We start from the raw sequence: 18415 nt of genomic DNA, 5'->3' as shown, positions 1-18415 counted from the left end.
TCGGTGAGTTCGCTAGGAACCGTGAGGAGCTATCCTTGAAGACCATGCGCAACCTTCGCGCCCTGCTGCCCGTCGTCGTCCTTTTGGCCGCCTGTTCCAATCCGAACGGCCAGTCGAACGCCCAGTCGATCCCGGATCTGGCCCAGCCGAACCGGCGCGCGCCCAGCGATCCGGCCTCGATGAAGGCCTCGTTCTCGCCGGTGGTGAAGAAGGCCGCTCCCGCCGTCGTCAACGTCGCCAGCCGCCGGGTGGTGCGCCAGCGCGTCGATCCGTTCTGGGACTTCTTCATGGGCGGCGGCGCGCCGCGCGAGCAGGTGCAAGGCTCGCTGGGTTCCGGCGCGATCGTTCGCGCCGACGGGGTGATCATCACCAACCACCACAACATCGAAGGCATCGTCGAGGGCAATGGCGACATCACCGTCCAGCTCGCCGACCGCCGGGAGTTTCCAGCCACCGTCCTGCTCGACGACCCGCGCGCCGACCTCGCGGTGCTGAAGATCGACACCAAGGGCGAGCGCCTGCCGGTGATGGCCATCGACGACCAGGAGCAGCTCGAGGTTGGCGATCTGGTGCTGGCCCTGGGCAATCCGTTCGGCGTCGGCCAGACCGTGACCAACGGCATCGTCTCGGCCCTGGCGCGCACCGATGTCGGGGCGGCGGACTTCGGCAGCTACATCCAGACCGACGCGGCGATCAATCCCGGTAACTCGGGCGGTCCGCTGGTCGACATGGATGGCGACCTTGTCGGCATCAACACCTTCATCATCTCGCGCTCGGGCTCGTCCAGCGGTGTCGGCTTCGCCATTCCGGCGGCCGTGGTCAAGCAGGTGGTCAACGCCGCGCTCGGCGGCGGCCACAGCGTCGTGCGGCCCTGGCTGGGCGTGAAGGGCCAGCCCGTGACCGGCGAGATCGCCCGTAGTCTGGGCATGGCCGCCCCGCGCGGCGTTCTGGTCGCCCAGATCTATCCTGGCTCCTCGGCCGATCGCGCGGGTCTGAAGGAGGGCGACGTGATCCTCTCGATCGACGGCCAGGCCGTGAACGACGAGGGGGGCGGGGCCTTCGCCATCGGCACGCACAAGGTTGGCGATCGGGTGACGATGCAGATCCGTCGAGGCGACCGCGACCAGACCCTGACCGTGCGAGCCGAGGCCGCGCCGGATACGCCAGCCCGCGACGAGCGCGTCATCAAAGGTCGCAACCCGTTCGACGGCGCCACGGTGGTCAACCTTTCGCCGGCCGTGGCCCAGGACTTGAACGTTGATCCGTTCGCTGGTCGCGGCGTGCTGGTGACCCGCGTGGGGCAGGGCTACGCGCTGAACGCGGGTCTGCGTCCTGGCGACTTCATCCGCGAGGTCAACGGCCGCCCCGTCAACACCGTGGCCGAACTCGCGGCGGCGACCGCCGGCCAGGGACGCGCCTGGACCGTGACGATCGAGCGCCAGGGCCAGCGGATCAGCGCCCGTTTCTCGACCTGACGCGACTTGGGGCCGGCTGCCTGCTAGAAACGGACTCATCATGTCCGATCTCTTCCAGGCCGCCGGCCTGACGCCCCACGCGCCTTCGCCGCTCGCCGACCGCCTGCGGCCCCAAAGCCTCGACGAGGTGGTGGGCCAGCAGCACCTGCTCGGTCCCGAGGGGCCCATCGGCCGCATGGCGGCCGCCCACCGTCTGGCCTCGATGATCCTGTGGGGGCCGCCGGGCACCGGCAAGACCACGATCGCCCGCCTTCTGGCCAAGGCCGGCGGCTACGAGTTCCAGCAGATCTCGGCGGTGTTCTCGGGCGTCGCCGACCTGAAGAAGGCCTTCGAGCAGGCCCGCGCCCGGCGCATGGCCGGCCAGTCGACGCTGCTGTTCGTCGACGAGATCCACCGCTTTAACCGCGCCCAGCAGGATGGCTTCCTGCCTTTCGTGGAGGAGGGGATTGTCACCCTGGTCGGGGCCACGACCGAGAACCCTTCGTTCGAGCTGAACGGCGCTCTGCTGTCGCGCTGCCAGGTCTTCGTGCTCAAGCGGCTGACCGAGGACTCGCTGGAGCAGCTTCTCCTGCGCGCCGAGGCGGCCGAGAGTCGGCCGCTGCCTGTCGACGCCGAGGCGCGTTCGGCCCTGGTAGCCATGGCGGACGGCGACGGCCGCTACCTGCTGACCTTGGCCGAGACCCTGTTCTCGATCGGGACCGATAGCCCGCTGAACCCGACCCAGCTGGGCCAGTTCCTGCAGAAGCGCCGCCCCGCCTACGACAAGGACCGCGAGGAGCACTACAACCTCATCTCGGCCCTGCATAAGTCGGTGCGCGGCAGCGATCCGGACGCGGCCCTCTATTGGCTGGCGCGGATGCTGGAGGGGGGCGAGGACCCGCTGTTCATCGCCCGTCGCCTGGTGCGGATGGCCTCGGAGGACATCGGCGCGGCCGATCCGCTGTCCCTGCTGCTGACCACGGCGGCCAAGGACGCCTACGACTTCCTGGGCAGCCCGGAAGGCGAACTGGCCCTGGCCCAGGCCGTTGTCCACATGGCCAGCGCGCCCAAGTCGAACGCCGTCTACGTCGCCTACAAGGCCGCCCGCCGCGCCGCCAAGGAGACCGGCAGCCTGATGCCGCCGTCGCACATCCTCAACGCGCCGACCAAGCTGATGAAGTCGCTCGGCTATGGCGACGGCTACGCCTACGACCACGACGTCGAGGGCGGCGTGTCCGGCCAGAACTACTTCCCGGACGGCATGGAGCGCAGGCGTTTCTATGAGCCAAAGTCCGTCGGCGCCGAGGCCAAGGCGCGCGAACGCTTGGAAGCCTGGGGCAAGGTGCGTAAGGACGGCAAATGAGCAGTCCGAAATTCCGCCGTCCTCCCGGTGTCGCCAAGCCCAAGGCCGTCGAGTGTCCGATCACCCTGACGCCGGAAGAGGTCGCGGCGGCCCAATCGTGGGTGCTGTACGAGGACGAGGCGATCATCGCGCTCGATAAGCCAGCGGGCCTGTCCAGCCAGGGCGGGCGGATCAAGGCCCACACGCTGGATGATCTGCTTTGGGCGTTCGCCAAGCCCGGAAAGGCCCGGCCTCGCCTGATCCACAGGTTGGACCGCGACACCTCTGGCGTGATCCTGACGGCCAAGACCAAGCCGGGCGCGGCCTTCCTGGGCGAGGCCATGATGGCCAAGCGCTTCCGCAAGAGCTACCTGGCCATCGTCGCGCCCGGAGCGCCGGAGCCCAAGGGCGGGATGATCGACAGCCCGCTGCGTCGCGAGTCGATCGGCCGCGAGGCCTATATGCGCGTCTGCGCCCCGGACCATCCCGAAGCGGAGACCGCGCGCAGTCGCTATCGCACCCTGGCGGCGAACGCCACGGCCGCCCTGGTCGAGCTGTCGCCGGACACGGGCCGCATGCATCAATTGCGGGTCCACATGGCCTCGATCGGCCGCCCTCTGGCCGGCGACAGCCGCTACGGCGGAGCGCTGATGCTGGGCGGCGTCGCCGTGCCGCGCCTGATGCTGCACGCCGCCAGGCTGACCTTCCCGCATCCGCTGGGCGGCGAGCGCAAGATACTGGCCCCGCTTCCGTCCGATTTCATCGCCATGTTGAAGGCCTTGGACCTGCTGATTCCGGAACAGCCGGCGTCGGACGCCGTTGAACAGGTCTGAAGAGGCAACCCCATGAAGATCGCCAAACCCCTGATCGCCGCCGCCCTGTCTGGTCTGGTGCTAGCCGCCTGCGCCAGCACGCCTACGGTCTATCGCGCCCAGGCGGGCGCGCCCAATGACGTCGGCTATTCCGAGTACCGCCTGGAGGCGGGTCGCTACCGCGTGACCTTCCAAGGCGGGCCCGGGGCCAAGGAGGCCCAGATCGCCGACTATGCGCTGCTGCGCGCGGCCGAGTTGGCGTTGCGCGACGGTTACGACTGGTTCCGGATCGCTGACCGCTCGACCGCGGCCTCTGGCTATGATCGCGGTCCGCGCATGTCGGTCGGCGGCGGTTCGGCCAGCTTTGGCCGCCGATCCAGCTTTGGCCTGGGTCTGGGCACGAGCTTCGACCTCGGTCCCGGTCCGTCGTTCGCGCAATCGATCGAGGTGGTGTTCGGCAAAGGGCCGACGCCGCGGGATCGCGACGCCTATGACGCCCGCGAAATCGTCAAGACCGTCGGCTACGGGCGCGGCCGGACCTAGGCCGCCGCCTGCTTGCCTAGAGGATAGGCCGCGCGCAGAGACGCGTGGCTGAGGCCCGCCGTCTCCGCGGCCGCGAAGAAGCCTTCGGCGGGCAAGCCTTGCAGGATCGTGGTGGCCGCCAAGCCTCGCGCGTCGCGCCCGAACGCCATGATGTCCATGGCGATCTTGCCGGCGTCGCCCGTCAGGTCCGAGGCGTCGAGCGCCAGACCGGCCAGGCGCGCGTCGCGAAGCACGCGCAGAGCCTCGCGATCCGGCGGCACGCGGGCGATCACGCCGTGGGTGAGGGCGCGCAGCAGGCCAACGACCTCCAGCAGGCGCCCAGCGGGCGTGCCCCGGGTCACGTCGACCAGTTCGATCATCACGCCGCCTCGCAGCAAACCCAGCGAGAGACCGGCGGTGCCGGTCAGCAGGTCGCGGCCGCGCTGGGTGCCCAGCGTACGGAACGAGGCGGGGAGGATCAGTTCAGGCGTGTGTGGGCCTTGGGTCGAACGGGCGAAGACCGCCGCGTACTTCAGGGTCGACTCGTCAATGAACGCGATGTCGCGGTCCGACAGCTTGGTCAGGGCGCGGGCCGAGGCCTGACGGCCGCTGGCCAGGTGGGTGACCATCGGTTCGATGCGCACGGCCGTGGTGATGTTGCGGCGCAGGTTGACCACGTGCTCAAGCGTGAAGTCCACTCGGAGCGCGGCGCCGGCCGCGGTGGTGAAGGCCACGGGGGTGCGGCGAGCCTCGTCGGCCGGGTCGACGGCGATACGAACGGGCGAGCGTTCCGAGTCGCGACGCGCCCGAGCCGCCAGGATCACCGTCGGATCGATGCGCTTGCAGACGGCCTGGCCGCCCTCGACGCCGATCACCGAGCGGATGCCGAGGTCGGCCGGATCGGCCGCGCCCAGCAGATGGGTCAGCACGTCCTCGAGGATACGGACGCTGGTCGCCTGCGCGGCCAGGCCATGCTCGTGGTTCGTGGCGATCAGAAATTCGCTTTCCGAGATGCGGGCGCGCAAGTCGTTGCGGTCCAGGTGTTCGGCAAGCTTGCGTTCGACATAGGTCCAGACGTCGGTGCGCTTTTGAGCCCACCAGTCGCCCGCCCACATGCGGATGCTCTTGACGCTGATGACGTTGACCGAGCCGCGCGCGACTAGATCCGTCCCGGCGAGGCGCTGAAGCACCGGCCCGGGGAGGGCCACGCGTTCGGTCGCGTCGGAGGAAGGGAGTGGGCGGGACATGGCTCTGCGCTTTACGAAATACAGCGACAAATTGCCGTCCGCGCGCTTAACGAGTGGTGATGAAATAGGGTTTCCAAAGTTGTTTACCTTGAAAGAAATCGGGGAAAATCAAGGGAACAATCTTGAGAGCTTGGCGTTGCGGGCAGCTCGGAGCATAAGACTTTCATGAACAAACTGCTTCTCGTGGCCGCCGGCGGGGCCGTCGGCTCGGTCGCGCGTTACCTTGTGGGGGTAGGCGCTTTACGGACCTTCGGCTCGGGTTGGCCGTATGGAACCTTCACCGTCAACGTCGTGGGCGGTTTTCTGATGGGCTGTCTGGCTTCGTGGCTGGCGCATCGCGGGGCCGCCTCAAGCGAGCCGTGGCGGGTGCTGCTCGGCGTTGGCGTCATGGGCGGCTTCACCACCTTTTCGTCCTTCTCCCTGGAGACGGCGCTAATGATTCAGAAGCGCGCCTATCTGCAGGCCTTTTCCTATTCCGCCGCCAGCGTGCTTTTGTCCGTTGCGGCCCTGTTCGCGGGCCTTCTGATCGCCCGCAGGATCTTCGCATGAGCAGCACCAAGGAAGTCCGCACCCTCTATGTCGACGCCGGCGAGGACGGGGTGCGCCTGGATCGTTGGTTCAAGCGCCGCTGGCCGCACCTGAACCACATCCAGCTCAACAAGCTGTTCCGCTCGGGCCAGGTTCGGGTCGACGGCTCGCGGGCCAAGGCCGACACCAAGCTGGCGGCCGGCAGTCAGATCCGCGTGCCGCCGCTGCCCGACGCGCCCGATCCCGCCGACAAGAACAAGCTGTCGGCGCGCGACGTCGCTTACGCCAAGTCGATGGTGCTCTACGAGGACGAGGAGGTCCTGGCCCTCAACAAGCCCGCAGGCCTGGCTGTCCAGGGCGGCACCAAGACCACCAAGCACATCGACAAGCTGCTGAGCGCCTGGGGCGAGGGCGTCGATCGCCCCCGCCTGGTCCACCGCCTGGACCGCGACACCTCCGGCGTGCTGCTGCTGGGCAAGACGCCAAGCGCCGCGGCTCGCCTTTCGGGCGCCTTCGCCAAGCGCAAGGCGCAAAAGACCTACTGGGCCATCGTCGCTGGCAACCCGCACCCGACCGAGGGCGTGATGGAGCTGCACCTGGCCAAGCGCGGGGTCGGCGATCGGGAGCTGGTGGTGCCCGCTCAGCCCAAGGATCCGGACGCCCAACCGGCCGAGACGGAATTCGTCACCATCAGCCGCGCGGGACCGCGTGTGACCTGGATGGCGCTGCGCCCGCACACCGGCCGCACCCACCAGCTGCGCGCTCACATGAAGGCCATGGGCCACCCGATCCTCGGCGATCCCAAGTATGGCGACGAGAAGTCCGCGCCGCTGTCGGAGGGGCTGAAGCTGCAGCTGCACGCCCGTTCGATCCTGCTGCCGCACCCCTCGGCCGGCATGCTGCATATCGAAGCGCCGCTGAGCCCCGAGATGAAGGAAGGCTTCCGCAAGTTCGGCTTCTCGGAAGACGAGGCCGATGCCGAACCGTTCGCGCGTCGGCAGACCAAGCGGCGGTAGCGCCGCCGATCCGCTCCGCCTCTTGGCGGACCTCGGAAGGTCCCTTCATGGGGCCTCGGGGCTGGGCATCAGCGCCATCATGCCCTCCGTCCTGGCCCGGACATCGGGCGGTCCAAGGCAACTGACCATCGCGTCGTAGCCCGGCGCGCCCGGGGTGACGCGAACCGTGGACGGCGGCGCGTGATTGGCCGGGCAGAAGATCACCGCTTCATCCGCGGTGGCTTCCGCCGGGTCCAGGATGGTGGACGAGCGCGTCAGCATGAACAGCGGCGGGCGCTCGCGCGCGCGCCGGCGCAGATCGGAGATCACCGCCCGCTGCGTGGCTTCGTCCAGCCCCTGCTCGACCATGTCGATGACGAGAATGTTCGACCGGCCCCGTTCCAGGCCGGCCACGAGCGTGAGCAGGGCGTCGGACGCGGTCGCGCCGTCCTCCACAAGCCACGCAAGCGACGCCTCGACGCGCTCACGTAATTCGGGGTCGATCGCCAAGGCTCGCCTTGCCTCCTCGGCGCGCTCGATACGATCGAGCCCTATGAAAACGGCGTCGGGAAGCTGCTCGGCGAGCCTTTGCGCCAGCCTCGTCTTGCCGCTGCCCAAGGGGCCGACGATGTAGTTGAGCGCACGGACGCCGCGAACCTCAAACCATTCCCCGCCCCAGGGCCACGGAAGATTGAAGCCCGCGACCACGGGGGCGGGCGCCGCCGCCAAGCCCGCGATGTCCGGTAGGGTGGGAGCCTCCCCGCGCGCCAGGGCGCGCCTCAGGGCGCTGATCTTCTCAAGTCGCCGGCTGAGTTGGTCGCGCTCCGATTCCAGTCGGGTTCGCAGGGCGCCAAGCGCGGGCTCCAGGCCATCGGCGACGCCGCTCACGACGCGGTCCACCTGCTTGAGGCTGAAGCCCAGCGACCGCAGGGCCACGATCTCGGCGGCGCGTCGCATCTCGTCCGGTCCGTAGGCGCGCCAGCCCGTGGCGGTTCTTGTCGGGCGAAGGAGACCGCGCTCCTCGTAGATGCGAAGCGCCTTGGCTGAAATGCCAAGCTGCCGGGCGGCTTCGGAGGGGCTTAGGACATCGACGGACGCACGCATGACTCGCCTCGTTGTTGCTGACCGTCATATCCATGAGGCCGGCCCCAGGGGACGGGTCAAGAGGGCGGGGCCTGGGATCCTATTGGAAACGGGCGGCGTCCCTTGGGCTAGACCAGCCCCGTCACCGGCTTGGCGCTGGCGCTATCGGGAAACACCTTGCCCTCCAGCGCCGCGCGGTCGACGGCCATGTGCTCGGCCAGGACGCCCTTGAAGAGCGCGCGCATGTCGAGGGTGGGGGCGGTGTCGCGGTTCTCGAACAGGGCGTTTTGCGAAAGGCCCGGCCAATCGCCGACGATGCCGCCGGGCTTGAGGGCGCCGCCCAGGATCAGGCCGGTCGATGCCGTGCCGTGGTCGGTGCCGCCCGTGCCATTGACCCGCGCCGTGCGTCCGAACTCGGTGACGACGATCACCACCGTGTTCTTCCATTCCGTCCCGAGACCGGTGTGCAAGCCGTCCAGCACCGCGTCCAGGTAGGACAGGCGCGTGGCGATCTGGCCGGGCTGGCCCGCGTGGGTGTCGAAGCCGTCCAGCGAGATGGCCGCGATCTGGGGGCCGGCCGGCTGGATCATGAAGCCGCCAAGCGTCGATCCAAGCTTGCGCGCCGCCTCGCCGCCCTGCCGATTGCGGCGGTCGTTGGCCATGGTGGCTGACATCGGCGCTGGACCGGCCATCGAAGGCGTGGAGGCGGCCGCCATGTTCATGGCCGGGGTCGCGGCCATGGCGGTCATGGCCTGTTGGGCCATCGTCTCGGTCTCCAGTCCGCGCGCGAAGGCTGGGCCCAGCAGCGGATCGGTCTTGTAGAGGTCCTGCAGCAAGGTCGGTAGGCGCGCGCTCTCGTCGACGCCCTTGCCGGGGGACCAACTGGCCGCCTGCACCTCGCCGCGCAGGATCAGCGGCGCGGTGGTCCCGACCGACAGGCCCTCGACCTTCCGGACCGGCGCCAGGGCCTCAAGGGTGCGGTTCAGCCAACCGGTCTCGGCGCCGTAGACGCCCGCCGCGCCGGTTTCCAACACGTCCTGGGCCTCGAAGTGCGAGCGGGCGCGGTCGGGGCTGGCGATGGCCGGGGCGATGCGGGCCTGGCCCTTCATCGCCAGCGCGTGCACCGCGGAAAGCTCGGGGTGCAGGCCGAAGGTCCCATCCAGCTTCAGCACGTCCTCGGGCTTGAACGCGATGGAGCCGCGCAAGGCGGCGTAGTTGGGATCGCCCACGGGCGGCGAGACGGACAGGCCATCCATGCCGCCGCGACAGATCACGACGACGAGCTTCTTCTTGGCCAAGTCGCGCTCGGAGGCGGCGAAGGCCTGGCCGCCGAGGAAGGTGACGCCGATGCCGAGACTGGCGCCAAGGCCCAGCAGCGCGCGGCGGTTCAGAGGAGCGTTCATCGGCGTTGGAACTCCGGGCTCATCACGAGAAGGGCGAAGGCTTCGCGACGGGTCTCGGCCCGCGAGACGGCCTTGGCGACGGCGGGGGTCAGGCGCGCCCCGAGCGCCACGACGGCCAGGGCGTTTGGATCGGAGCGGTCGGCGACGGCGGCGGCGAAGCCTTGCGCCCACTGCATGCGTTTGATCAGCGCGTCCGGCGCGGCCCAGGTCTGGGCGTCCTCGGGCCAGCCCTTGGGGGAGGGGGCGGAGAAGGGCTTTTGGCCCAGGCCCGTGAGGATCGGCGCGAGGCGTTCGATCGCGGACGGCTCGGCCCCGACCAGTCGCCAGGTCGATAGCGTGTACTCATAGGGTGTCTTGAACTTGGCCGGCGCCGGGTCCCAGGCCTCGGGGCTGTCGATCAGCGCCTTAGCGACCTTGGCGAGGTCCCCGCCGGTCTCCATCCAACGTCGCTCCAGCCGTTCCGTGAGCGACGACGGCGGCGTATCCGAGACGAAGTGGCGAGCGATCTTGCCGCAGACATGACGCGCCGTGCGCGGATGGGCCGCGAGATCGCTCAGCACGGCCATGCCCTGCCTCAGGCCTTGCTGACCGTAGTGGCGGCCCATGACCGTCCGCGCGCCCGGTTCGTGGGCGGCCTCGCGGAACACGAACTGACCGGCGCGATCCTCGGTGTCGCGGCCGATCGAGAAGCCGGTCAGGGCGCGCGCGAACTCGGTGACGTCCGCCTGGCCATAGCCGGCGTCCACGCCGACGGTGTGGAGCTCCAGGATTTCTCGCGCCAGGTTCTCGTTGAGCCCGGCCCTTCGGCTGGCCCGACGCGCGGCGGCGCCCGCGGCCTTGCTGTTCGGTCCGATCGACTGGGCCTGGTCCAGATAGGTCAGCATGGCGGGGTGGGTCGAGGACGCCACCAGCAGGTTCTCGAAGCTATCGAAGACGTGGGGCCGGATCGCCTCGCGCTCGAACGGGCCGATCAGCACCGATGTGATCTGCTTGGTCGCCGAGACCGTGAAGTGGTTGGCCCAGAACAGCGCCCAGCGCTCGCGGAAGGCCGCGTCCGTGTTGGTCGCCAGCCGCGCGCGCGCCAGAAAGTCGGCGCCGACCTTGTCGCGCAGGTCGCGCTGAGCGTCCTTGAAGGTCCGAGCGTTGGCGGCGGTCTTGTCGCCTTGGCCGTCCTTCTGTTCGCGTTCCATCTTCCGTTGCCGCTGGAAGTCGCGCATCTGTCCGAAACGATCGGCCGAGGTCTCGCCGCCATCGGCAGGCAGGTCCGCGCCCTCGCGGCGGATTTGGGCGGCTAGGAAACCCTTCGGATCGGCCTTGGCGGCCTCGATCTCGCCCGGGCGGGCGCCGAGGCCGAAGCGGGTGACGGCGATCGCGGCCATCATGTCCTTGCTGGGCAGGCTCAAGAGCCGCTCTCCCTTGCGCGACGACGTGACATTGCCCATTCAACGCGGGCCCGGCGCCTTTCCGTCGCGGGCGGCCTGAAAAACGAGTTTCCCGTGTCCGACAAAGCCGAGCTGCTGCTGAAACCCAAGCGCTTCTACAAGGCGGCCGCCGCCGCGCCGGTCGAGAACGGTTTCGCCGTCCAGCTGGATGGCCGTACGCCGAAGTCGCCGGCCAGGAACCCGCTGGTGTTGCCGACCCAAGCCCTGGCCGAGCTGATCGCCGCCGAGTGGGAGGCGCAGGTCGAATTCATCGACAACAGCCTGATGCCGGCCTCGCGCCTGGCCTTCACCGCCATCGACCGCGTGTCCGAGACCCGGGCCGAGGTCGCCGGCGAGGTCGCCGCCTACGCCGCGTCGGACCATCTGTGCTATCGCGCCGAGCACCCGACCGCGCTGGTCGAGCGGCAGGCGCGAGAGTGGGGCGCGATGCTCGACTGGGCCAAGGCCGAGCATGGCCTTTCCTTCAATCACGTCGCCGGCGTCATCCATCAGCCCCAGCCGGCCGCCACCCTGGCCTCGGTCGAGGCCCTGGCCCTGACCCTGGACGACTTCACCCTGACCGGGACCGCTTTCGCCGCGGGCCTGTTCGGCTCGGCGATCCTGGCCTTGGCCGTCCGCGCCGGCCGTCTGACCGGCCAGAGGGCGCTGGACCTGTCCCGTCTCGACGAGATCTTCCAGGCCGAGCAGTGGGGGCAGGACGCCGAGGCCAGGGCGCGCGCCGAGGCCCTGGCCGTCGAGGCGACGATGATCGACCGCTGGTTCGCGGCGTTGCGGTGACCAAGGCTTTCGCCCTCTACGGCCTGGCGGCCCTGGCCGAGATCGGCGGCTGCTTCGCGTTCTGGGCATGGCTGCGGCTGGGCCGCTCGCCGTGGTGGGCTGGCGCGGGGACCCTTTCCCTGATCGCCTTCGCCCTGCTGCTCACGAGGATCGACGCGAGCGTGGCGGGGCGCGCGTTCGCGGCTTATGGCGGGATCTACATCGTGGTCTCCATCGTCTGGATGCGTCTGATCGAGGGCGCGCGTCCCGACCGCTGGGATCTGATCGGCGCCGCGGTCTGCCTGGCCGGGGCGGGGATCATCCTGTTCGGCTCGCGAACGACCTGAAAGGCTATGCTGCGCTGCCGCAAGGTCCGTCTTGCGCCAAGCCTTCACCCTCGCTACGCCTGCTGCATAAGGCGGAACGCCGCCAACGAATAAGTCCGGCAGGGGAGTACGCGGGTGCAGCACATTCTTGAGGAACTGGATCGTCGTCGCGAGCAGGCCAAGGCCGGCGGCGGCGAGGCGCGTGTCGCGGCCCAGCACGCCAAGGGCAAGCTGACCGCCCGGGAGCGGATCGACCTCCTGCTGGACGAAGGCTCCTTCGAGGAGTTCGACATGTTCGTCGAGCACCGCTGCGCCGACTTCGGCATGCAGGACCAGAAGGTGCCCGGCGACGGCGTCGTCACCGGCTGGGGCACGATCAACGGCAAGGTCGTCTACGTCTTCTCCAAGGACTTCACCGTGTTCGGCGGCAGCCTGTCGGGCGCGCACGCGGCCAAGATCGTCAAGGTCCAGCGTCAGGCCATGAAGGTCGGCGCGCCGATCATCGGTCTGTTCGACGCCGGCGGCGCGCGCATCCAGGAGGGCGTCGACAGCCTGGCCGGCTACGCCGACATCTTCCTCGAGAACGTCATGGCCTCGGGCGTGGTGCCGCAGATCAGCGTGATCATGGGGCCCTGCGCCGGGGGCGACGTCTACAGCCCCGCCATGACCGACTTCATCTTCATGGTGAAGGACACGAGCTATATGTTCGTGACCGGACCGGACGTGGTGAAGACCGTCACCAACGAGGTGGTCACCGCCGAGGAGTTGGGCGGGGCCCGCGTTCACGCCGCCAAGTCGGGCGTGGCGGAAGGCGCGTTCGACAACGACCTGGAAGCCCTGACCCAGGTGCGCCGACTGGTGGACTTCCTGCCGTCGTCCAACCGAGAGCCGGCGCCCGACCGCGAGAGCTTCGACGAGGTCCTGCGCGAGGAGCCCAGCCTCGATACGCTGATCCCGGCCGATCCGACCAAGCCCTACGACATGAAGGAGCTGATCCTGAAGGTCGTCGACGAGGCCGATTTCTTCGAGATCAGCAGCGAGTGGGCCAAGAACATCATCTGCGGCTTCGCCCGGATGGACGGCGAGACGGTCGGCGTGGTCGCCAACCAGCCTCAGGTGCTGGCGGGCGTGCTCGACATCGACAGCAGCCGCAAGGCCGCGCGTTTCGTGCGCTTCTGCGACGCCTTCAACATCCCGATCCTGACCTTCGTCGACGTGCCGGGCTTCATGCCGGGGACCAAGCAGGAGTACGGCGGCCTGATCAAGCACGGCGCCAAGCTGTTGTTCGCCTACGCCGAGGCCACCGTTCCGAAGATCACGGTCATCACCCGCAAGGCCTATGGCGGCGCCTATGACGTGATGAGCTCCAAGCACCTGCGCGGCGACCTGAACTACGCCTGGCCAACCGCCGAGATCGCGGTGATGGGCGCCAAGGGGGCGGTGGAGATCATCTTCCGCCAGGAAGCCAAGGACCCCGAGGCCCTGGCCGCCCGCGAGGCCGAGTACAAGAACGCCTTCGCCAATCCGTTCGTCGCCGCCTCCAGAGGCTATATCGACGACGTGATCATGCCCCACGGCACCCGCCGCCGGATTGTCCGGGGCCTGAAGAGCCTTAAGGGCAAGGAACTCTCCAACCCTTGGAAGAAGCACGATAACATTCCGCTCTAACTGCGGAGGCGACGCCCTTGTCGGAATGGATCCAGGCCCTGTCGCCTTTCGCCGGCGTGGGCCTGGCGTTCGCGCTGGGGCTGCTGATCGGCGTCGAGCGCGGCTGGGCGCATCGGCTGGAGCCTGACGGCGCGCGGGTGGCGGGCATCCGCACGTTCGCGCTTCTCGGCTTGGCCGGCGGCGTGGCGGGGGAGGCGACGGCGCGGGTCTCGCCGCTGATCGGCGCGGCCATCCTGATCGCGGCGGCCGCGGCCCTGCTGATCGGCTATGCGCGCGCCGCCGCCAAGGACGACCTCAGCGCCACCACCACCGTCGTCGGCATCATCACCTTGGGCCTCGGGGCCCTGGCCGCCGCGGGCCAATGGACCCTGGCCTGCGTGCTCGCCGCGCTGACCACCTTGATCCTGGCCCAGCGCCGTCGACTGCACGAGTGGGTGGAGGGGCTGAGCGAGCTCGAACTTCAGGCCATCGTCCGCTTCGCCCTGATCTCGCTGGCCATCCTACCGCTGCTGCCCAACCGCGAATTCGGGCCGATGGATGCCTGGAACCCGCGCGAGATCTGGATGGTGGTCGTGCTGGTCTCGGGCCTGTCGCTGATCGGCTACGCGGCCAGCCGGAGGCTGGGCGCCGAGAAGGGGGTTCTGGCCACGGCGGGTGTGGGGGCGGTGGTGTCTTCGACCGCGGTCACCGCCGCCATGGCGGCTCGGATTCGCAAATCGGACGGTGAGGCGAGGGTGCTGGTCGCCGGGATCGCCCTAGCCTCCACGGTGATGATCGTGCGGGTGCTGGTCCTTGTCGCGGTGTTGGCGCCGTTCGCGCTGTCGGCCTTTTCGCTCGTGGCGGCGCCGGCGGGCCTAGTAGGCGCGGCCTATGTCGGCTGGGCGCTGAGGCTAAAGTCGACGTCGGCGAGCGAGGGCCCCGCGCCTTCGGTTCGCAATCCCTTCGACTTGGGTCCAGCCTTGCTGCTGGCGGGCCTGGTCATGGTGATCACGCTAGCCGGCCGTTGGGCCATGCAGGCCTTCGGCGGCGCGGGCCTGGCCACCGTTCTAGGGATTTCCGGCATGGTCGATGTCGACGCCGCGATCATCGCCATGAGCCGCCTGCCGGCGGGAAGCCTGACCCCCAAGCTGGCCGGTCTGATCCTGGCCGCCCCGATCCTGGCCAACACCCTGGTCAAGGCGGGCCTGGCCTTCACGATCGCGCGGGGCTCGGCGGGCGCGAAGGCGGCCGCGCCGCTGCTGGTGACCTTCCTCGCCGGCCTGGCGGGCGTCGCGGCGCTGGCGGTGGTGTTCTAAAGACCCGCGCGCTTACTCGGCCTTCGGCGTGCGCCTCAAGCCGCTGAGCAAGGCGCCGAGCAGCGTGTAGGACACCACCTGATAGCCGCCGTCGATCAGCAGCAGCACCAAAGGCCCAGCCGCGTAGATATAGTTCAGCGCCGAGACCGTCGCGCCGAAGAACAGGCCGATGAAGGCCCCCAGCTTGGCGCCGCCAAGCCAGCCGCGCGTCTCGAGCCGGCGCATGGCGAGGTCCAGCGCCAGCAGGATCAGCAGCATGTTCAGCACGCCCAGGGCCATGCGCCACTCCTGGCCGACGAAATCAGCCTCGGTCAGGTCCATGGCCTTGGCCCAGGCGACGCTGAACAGGTTTCCGTACCAGACCGCACCAAAGACTTGCCCCGCGACGAGCGCGGCCACGAGGCCGATCCAATTCACGGATTTCATGGGCTTTCTCCCGAAAGCGGACCTTGCTTGGTTCCTGTGAGGAAAGCTGCGCCTGATAACGGCGTTCGGTCAACGGGCGAGAGCTTTCGTTTCGCGCCCGGTCCTTCTATATGCGGACGCTTCTTTGCTTCGTCCGACTTGCCCGAAAGGCCGCGCCCGCATGGCTCGCATCCTGATCACCTCGGCCCTGCCGTACATCAACGGCATCAAGCACCTGGGGAATCTGGCGGGGTCGATGCTGCCGGCCGACGTCTATGCGCGCTTCCAGCGGGCTCGCGGGCACGAGACGCTCTACATCTGCGCCACCGACGAGCACGGCACGCCGGCCGAGCTGGCCGCCGCCGCCGCCAACCAGGACGTCGCCACCTACTGCGCCGAACAGCACGTGCTGCAGCATGATGTTGGGCGGGCCTTTGGGCTGTCCTGGGACCATTTCGGCCGTTCGTCGTCGCCGCAAAATCATCGCCTGACCCAGCACTTCTGCCAGGCCCTGGAAGACCACGGCCTGATCGAAGAGCGGGTCGACCAGATGGTCTATTCGGTCGACGACAAGCGCTTCCTGCCCGACCGCTATGTCGAGGGGACCTGCCCGCGCTGCGGCTTCGAGAAGGCGCGCGGCGACCAGTGCGATAACTGCGGCAACCTGCTGGACCCGACCGACCTGATCAATCCGTACTCGGTGATCTCGGGCTCGCGGAACATCGAGGTGCGCGACACCAAGCATCTCTACCTGCTGCAGACCAAGATGGCCGACAAGATCCGCGCTTGGGTCGACAGCCACGCCGACTGGCCGCAACTGGCGCGCTCGATCGCCTACAAGCATCTGGACGAGGGCCTGATCGACCGGGGCATCACCCGGGACCTGGCCTGGGGCATCCCGGTGGCCAAGGACGGGGTCCCGCGCCCGGGCTTCGAGGACAAGGTCTTCTACGTCTGGTTCGACGCGCCGATCGAATACATCGCCGCGACCCAGGAGTGGGCCGAGGGCTCGCCCGACCGCGACTGGAAGCGCTGGTGGCGCACCGACGAGGGCGCCGATGACGTCCGCTACGTCCAGTTCATGGGCAAGGACAACGTGGCGTTCCACACGGTCAGCTTCCCGGCGACCATCCTGGGTTCGGAAGAGCCTTGGAAGAGCGTCGACATGCTCAAGGCCTTCAACTGGCTGAACTGGTACGGCGGCAAGTTCTCGACCTCGAACAAGCGCGGCGTCTTCATGGACGCGGCGCTGGACATCCTGCCGCCCGACCTGTGGCGCTGGTACCTGACGGCCAATTCGCCGGAAGGCAGCGATACGGCCTTCACCTGGGAGCAGTTCGCCAGCGCCGTGAACCGCGACCTGGCCGACGTGCTGGGCAACTTCGTCAACCGCATCCTGAAGTTCACGGAAGGCAAGTTCGACGGCGTCGTGCCCGAGGGCGGTCAGCCTGGCCCGCTGGAGGAGAAGCTGTTCGCCGACGTCTCGGCGCGCCTCGCCGACCTGGCCGAACAGATGGACGCGATCGAAATCCGCAAGAGCGCCCAGGCGCTGCGGGCGCTCTGGGTGGTCGGCAACGAGTATCTGCAGGAGGCCGCGCCCTGGACCGCGATCAAGACCGATCGCGACCGCGCCGCCGTCATCGTCCGCACGGCCCTGAACCTGGCGGCCCTCTACGCCAAGATCTCCGCCCCGTTCATTCCGTTCGCGGCCGAGAAGATCGGCGAGGCGTTTGGCCTGGAGTTCCCGGCGGCGTGGCCATCGAACGATGGGGCGGCCGAGCTTTCCAAGCTGACGGTCGGCCAGGCGATCACGGTTCCGGAGGTCCTGTTCAAGAAGATCGACGACGACCAGATCGCCGAATGGACGGCCCGCTTCGGCGGCGCGGACTAGGGTGATCGCGGGGGCGGACAACCAGGCGGACGGCAAGGGGCTCCCAACCCTCGTCCGGCTTTGCCTGTTCTACGCCTCGCTATTCCTCGTTTCGGGCGTCAGCCTGCCTTACGCGGGCACGTTCCTCAGGGATCGCGGCATGAGCGGCGGCGCGATCGGCCTGATCCTGGCCGTGCCGCTGCTGCTGAAGCCGTTCACCGGTCCGGTCCTGGCGGTCTGGGCCGACGGCTTCAAGCTGCGGCGCACCCCGATGGTGCTGCTGCTGATCGGGGCGGGCCTGGGCTACGCGGGTTTGCTGCTGGGCGCGAACCTGTTCTGGCTGATCTTGGCCTGGTTCGTCGGCCAGACCCTGATGTCGACCGTCTCGCCGCTGATCGACGTGATCACCCTGCGGCGGGCGCGCGTCGAGGGCTTCAACTACGGCCTGGCGCGCGGCACCGGGTCCAGCGCCTTCATCGCGGCCAACCTCCTGATGGGCGCGATCCTGACCTTCGCGGCGCCGACCATCATCGCGATCTGGATCGTCGCGACCTGCTTCGTCGGCGCCCTGGCGGCCGCCTGGCTGGTGCCGCCGGAACGAGTCCACGCCGAGGGCGCCAAGCCGGGCAAGGCCGAGCGCTGGAAGGGCCTCGGCGACCTGATGCGCAACCGGACCTTCGTGCTGGCGGTGGTGACGGCCGGCCTGATCCAGGGCGCTCACGCCTTCTACTACGGCTTCTCGGCCATCCTCTGGCGCAAGCAGGGCATTTCCGAGCCGATGATCGGCGTGCTGTGGGGCGTCGGGGTCGCCGTCGAGGTCGGCTTCATGTTCTTCCTCGAGCCCCTGCGCCGCCGCTGGGGTCCCGAGCGGTTCCTGATCCTCGGCGCCCTGGCGGCGGTGATCCGCTGGACCGCCTACGCCTTCGCGCCGCCGCTTTGGGCGCTGTTCCCGCTGCAAGGGCTGCATGCCCTGACCTTCGCCGCCTCGTTCCTGGCGTCGCTTCGTCTGATCGAGAAGCTGGCGCCGCCCGCCGCGGCCTCGCCGGCCCAGGCGATCAACTCGGCGCTGTCGTCGGGCTTCACCCTGGGGATCGCGACCCTGGCTTCGGGGCCGCTGTTCGACGCGCTGGGCACGTTCGGCTATCTGGCGACCGCGGGCATGGCGGGGCTTGGGTTGATCGGCGCGATCGTCCTTGCCCGCCAGTCAAGGAGCCTGTCTCAAGACAGGCTCCGCTATTGAGTTTTGGAGCGTGATGGCCGCCGAAAC

Annotated in this window: 17 protein-coding genes; 12 read left to right on the top strand and 5 right to left on the bottom strand. The window is 68.9% G+C overall.

Going from position 1 to position 18415, the window contains the following annotated elements; translation table 11 throughout:
- The first annotated feature begins 35 nt into the window (after positions 1 to 35).
- Genes J2728_RS12035 through J2728_RS12020 form a run of 4 tightly spaced genes read left to right on the top strand, consistent with a single transcriptional unit; the run spans position 36 to position 4151 of the window.
- Positions 36 to 1475, top strand: coding sequence for a DegQ family serine endoprotease (locus tag J2728_RS12035; protein WP_309999358.1), 1440 nt, complete (start codon positions 36 to 38; stop codon positions 1473 to 1475).
- Positions 1476 to 1515: 40 nt separating this feature from the next.
- A complete protein-coding gene (locus J2728_RS12030; protein ID WP_309999356.1) occupies positions 1516 to 2817 on the top strand; it encodes a replication-associated recombination protein A in 1302 nt (433 codons plus the stop codon).
- A complete protein-coding gene (locus tag J2728_RS12025) occupies positions 2814 to 3629 on the top strand; it encodes an RluA family pseudouridine synthase (protein ID WP_309999354.1) in 816 nt (271 codons plus the stop codon). The genes J2728_RS12030 and J2728_RS12025 overlap by 4 nt, the downstream gene beginning before the upstream one ends.
- 12 nt (positions 3630 to 3641) lie before the next feature.
- Positions 3642 to 4151, top strand: coding sequence for a CC0125/CC1285 family lipoprotein (locus J2728_RS12020; protein ID WP_309999353.1), 510 nt, complete (start codon positions 3642 to 3644; stop codon positions 4149 to 4151).
- Here J2728_RS12020 and J2728_RS12015 read toward each other — a convergent pair.
- On the bottom strand, positions 4148 to 5377 hold the full coding sequence (locus J2728_RS12015) for a hypothetical protein (RefSeq protein WP_309999352.1): 1230 nt from the start codon (positions 5375 to 5377) through the stop codon (positions 4148 to 4150). The genes J2728_RS12020 and J2728_RS12015 overlap by 4 nt on opposite strands.
- A 165-nt stretch (positions 5378 to 5542) precedes the next feature.
- On the opposite strand from J2728_RS12015, the gene crcB reads away from it, so the two are divergent.
- Positions 5543 to 5926, top strand: a complete 384-nt coding sequence (gene crcB, locus J2728_RS12010; RefSeq protein ID WP_309999350.1) for a fluoride efflux transporter CrcB — start codon at positions 5543 to 5545, stop codon at positions 5924 to 5926.
- Positions 5923 to 6921, top strand: coding sequence for an RluA family pseudouridine synthase (locus J2728_RS12005; RefSeq protein ID WP_309999348.1), 999 nt, complete (start codon positions 5923 to 5925; stop codon positions 6919 to 6921). The genes crcB and J2728_RS12005 overlap by 4 nt, the downstream gene beginning before the upstream one ends.
- A gap of 45 nt (positions 6922 to 6966) precedes the next feature.
- Here the strand turns inward: J2728_RS12005 and J2728_RS12000 are convergent, their stop codons facing one another.
- The 3 genes from J2728_RS12000 to J2728_RS11990 form a co-directional block, all read right to left on the bottom strand.
- Positions 6967 to 8004 carry a MerR family transcriptional regulator gene (locus J2728_RS12000; protein WP_309999347.1) on the bottom strand — a complete coding sequence of 346 codons (1038 nt, stop codon included), beginning with the start codon at positions 8002 to 8004 and terminating at the stop codon, positions 6967 to 6969.
- Between the two features lie 107 nt (positions 8005 to 8111).
- A complete protein-coding gene (locus tag J2728_RS11995; protein ID WP_309999345.1) occupies positions 8112 to 9386 on the bottom strand; it encodes a DUF1501 domain-containing protein in 1275 nt (424 codons plus the stop codon).
- A complete protein-coding gene (locus J2728_RS11990; RefSeq protein WP_309999343.1) occupies positions 9383 to 10828 on the bottom strand; it encodes a DUF1800 domain-containing protein in 1446 nt (481 codons plus the stop codon). Before J2728_RS11990 ends, J2728_RS11995 begins: the two co-directional genes overlap by 4 nt.
- Before the next feature lie 54 nt (positions 10829 to 10882).
- Between J2728_RS11990 and J2728_RS11985 the strand changes: the two genes are divergently transcribed.
- The 4 genes from J2728_RS11985 (at position 10883) to J2728_RS11970 (ending at position 14873) form a co-directional block, all read left to right on the top strand.
- Positions 10883 to 11605 carry an ATP12 family chaperone protein gene (locus J2728_RS11985; RefSeq protein WP_309999340.1) on the top strand — a complete coding sequence of 241 codons (723 nt, stop codon included), beginning with the start codon at positions 10883 to 10885 and terminating at the stop codon, positions 11603 to 11605.
- Entirely contained in the window at positions 11602 to 11931 is a 330-nt protein-coding gene (locus J2728_RS11980) for a YnfA family protein (RefSeq protein ID WP_309999339.1), read from the top strand. The genes J2728_RS11985 and J2728_RS11980 overlap by 4 nt, the downstream gene beginning before the upstream one ends.
- Positions 11932 to 12045: 114 nt before the next feature.
- Positions 12046 to 13578: an acyl-CoA carboxylase subunit beta gene (locus tag J2728_RS11975; RefSeq protein ID WP_309999337.1), complete on the top strand. Its 1533-nt coding sequence runs from the start codon at positions 12046 to 12048 to the stop codon at positions 13576 to 13578.
- A gap of 17 nt (positions 13579 to 13595) precedes the next feature.
- The gene (locus tag J2728_RS11970; protein ID WP_309999336.1) at positions 13596 to 14873 is read left to right on the top strand and encodes an MgtC/SapB family protein; all 1278 of its coding nucleotides are present in this window, start codon (positions 13596 to 13598) and stop codon (positions 14871 to 14873) included.
- 12 nt (positions 14874 to 14885) lie between these two features.
- Here J2728_RS11970 and J2728_RS11965 read toward each other — a convergent pair whose 3' ends face one another.
- Entirely contained in the window at positions 14886 to 15299 is a 414-nt protein-coding gene (locus tag J2728_RS11965; protein WP_309999334.1) for a DUF1761 domain-containing protein, read from the bottom strand.
- Between the two features lie 160 nt (positions 15300 to 15459).
- Between J2728_RS11965 and metG the strand changes: the two genes are divergently transcribed.
- Together metG and J2728_RS11955 are read left to right on the top strand one after the other, a co-directional pair.
- Entirely contained in the window at positions 15460 to 17169 is a 1710-nt protein-coding gene (metG, locus tag J2728_RS11960; RefSeq protein ID WP_309999333.1) for a methionine--tRNA ligase, read from the top strand.
- A gap of 4 nt (positions 17170 to 17173) precedes the next feature.
- Positions 17174 to 18388: an MFS transporter gene (locus J2728_RS11955; protein ID WP_309999475.1), complete on the top strand. Its 1215-nt coding sequence runs from the start codon at positions 17174 to 17176 to the stop codon at positions 18386 to 18388.
- Positions 18389 to 18415: the final 27 nt, after the last annotated feature.

The sequence above is a fragment of the Caulobacter segnis genome, from assembly GCF_031454995.1.
In the GTDB taxonomy this organism is placed as follows: domain Bacteria; phylum Pseudomonadota; class Alphaproteobacteria; order Caulobacterales; family Caulobacteraceae; genus Caulobacter; species Caulobacter segnis_E.
Note: the sequence above shows the minus strand (reverse complement) of the source record. Positions and strands in the feature narration are given on the sequence as shown.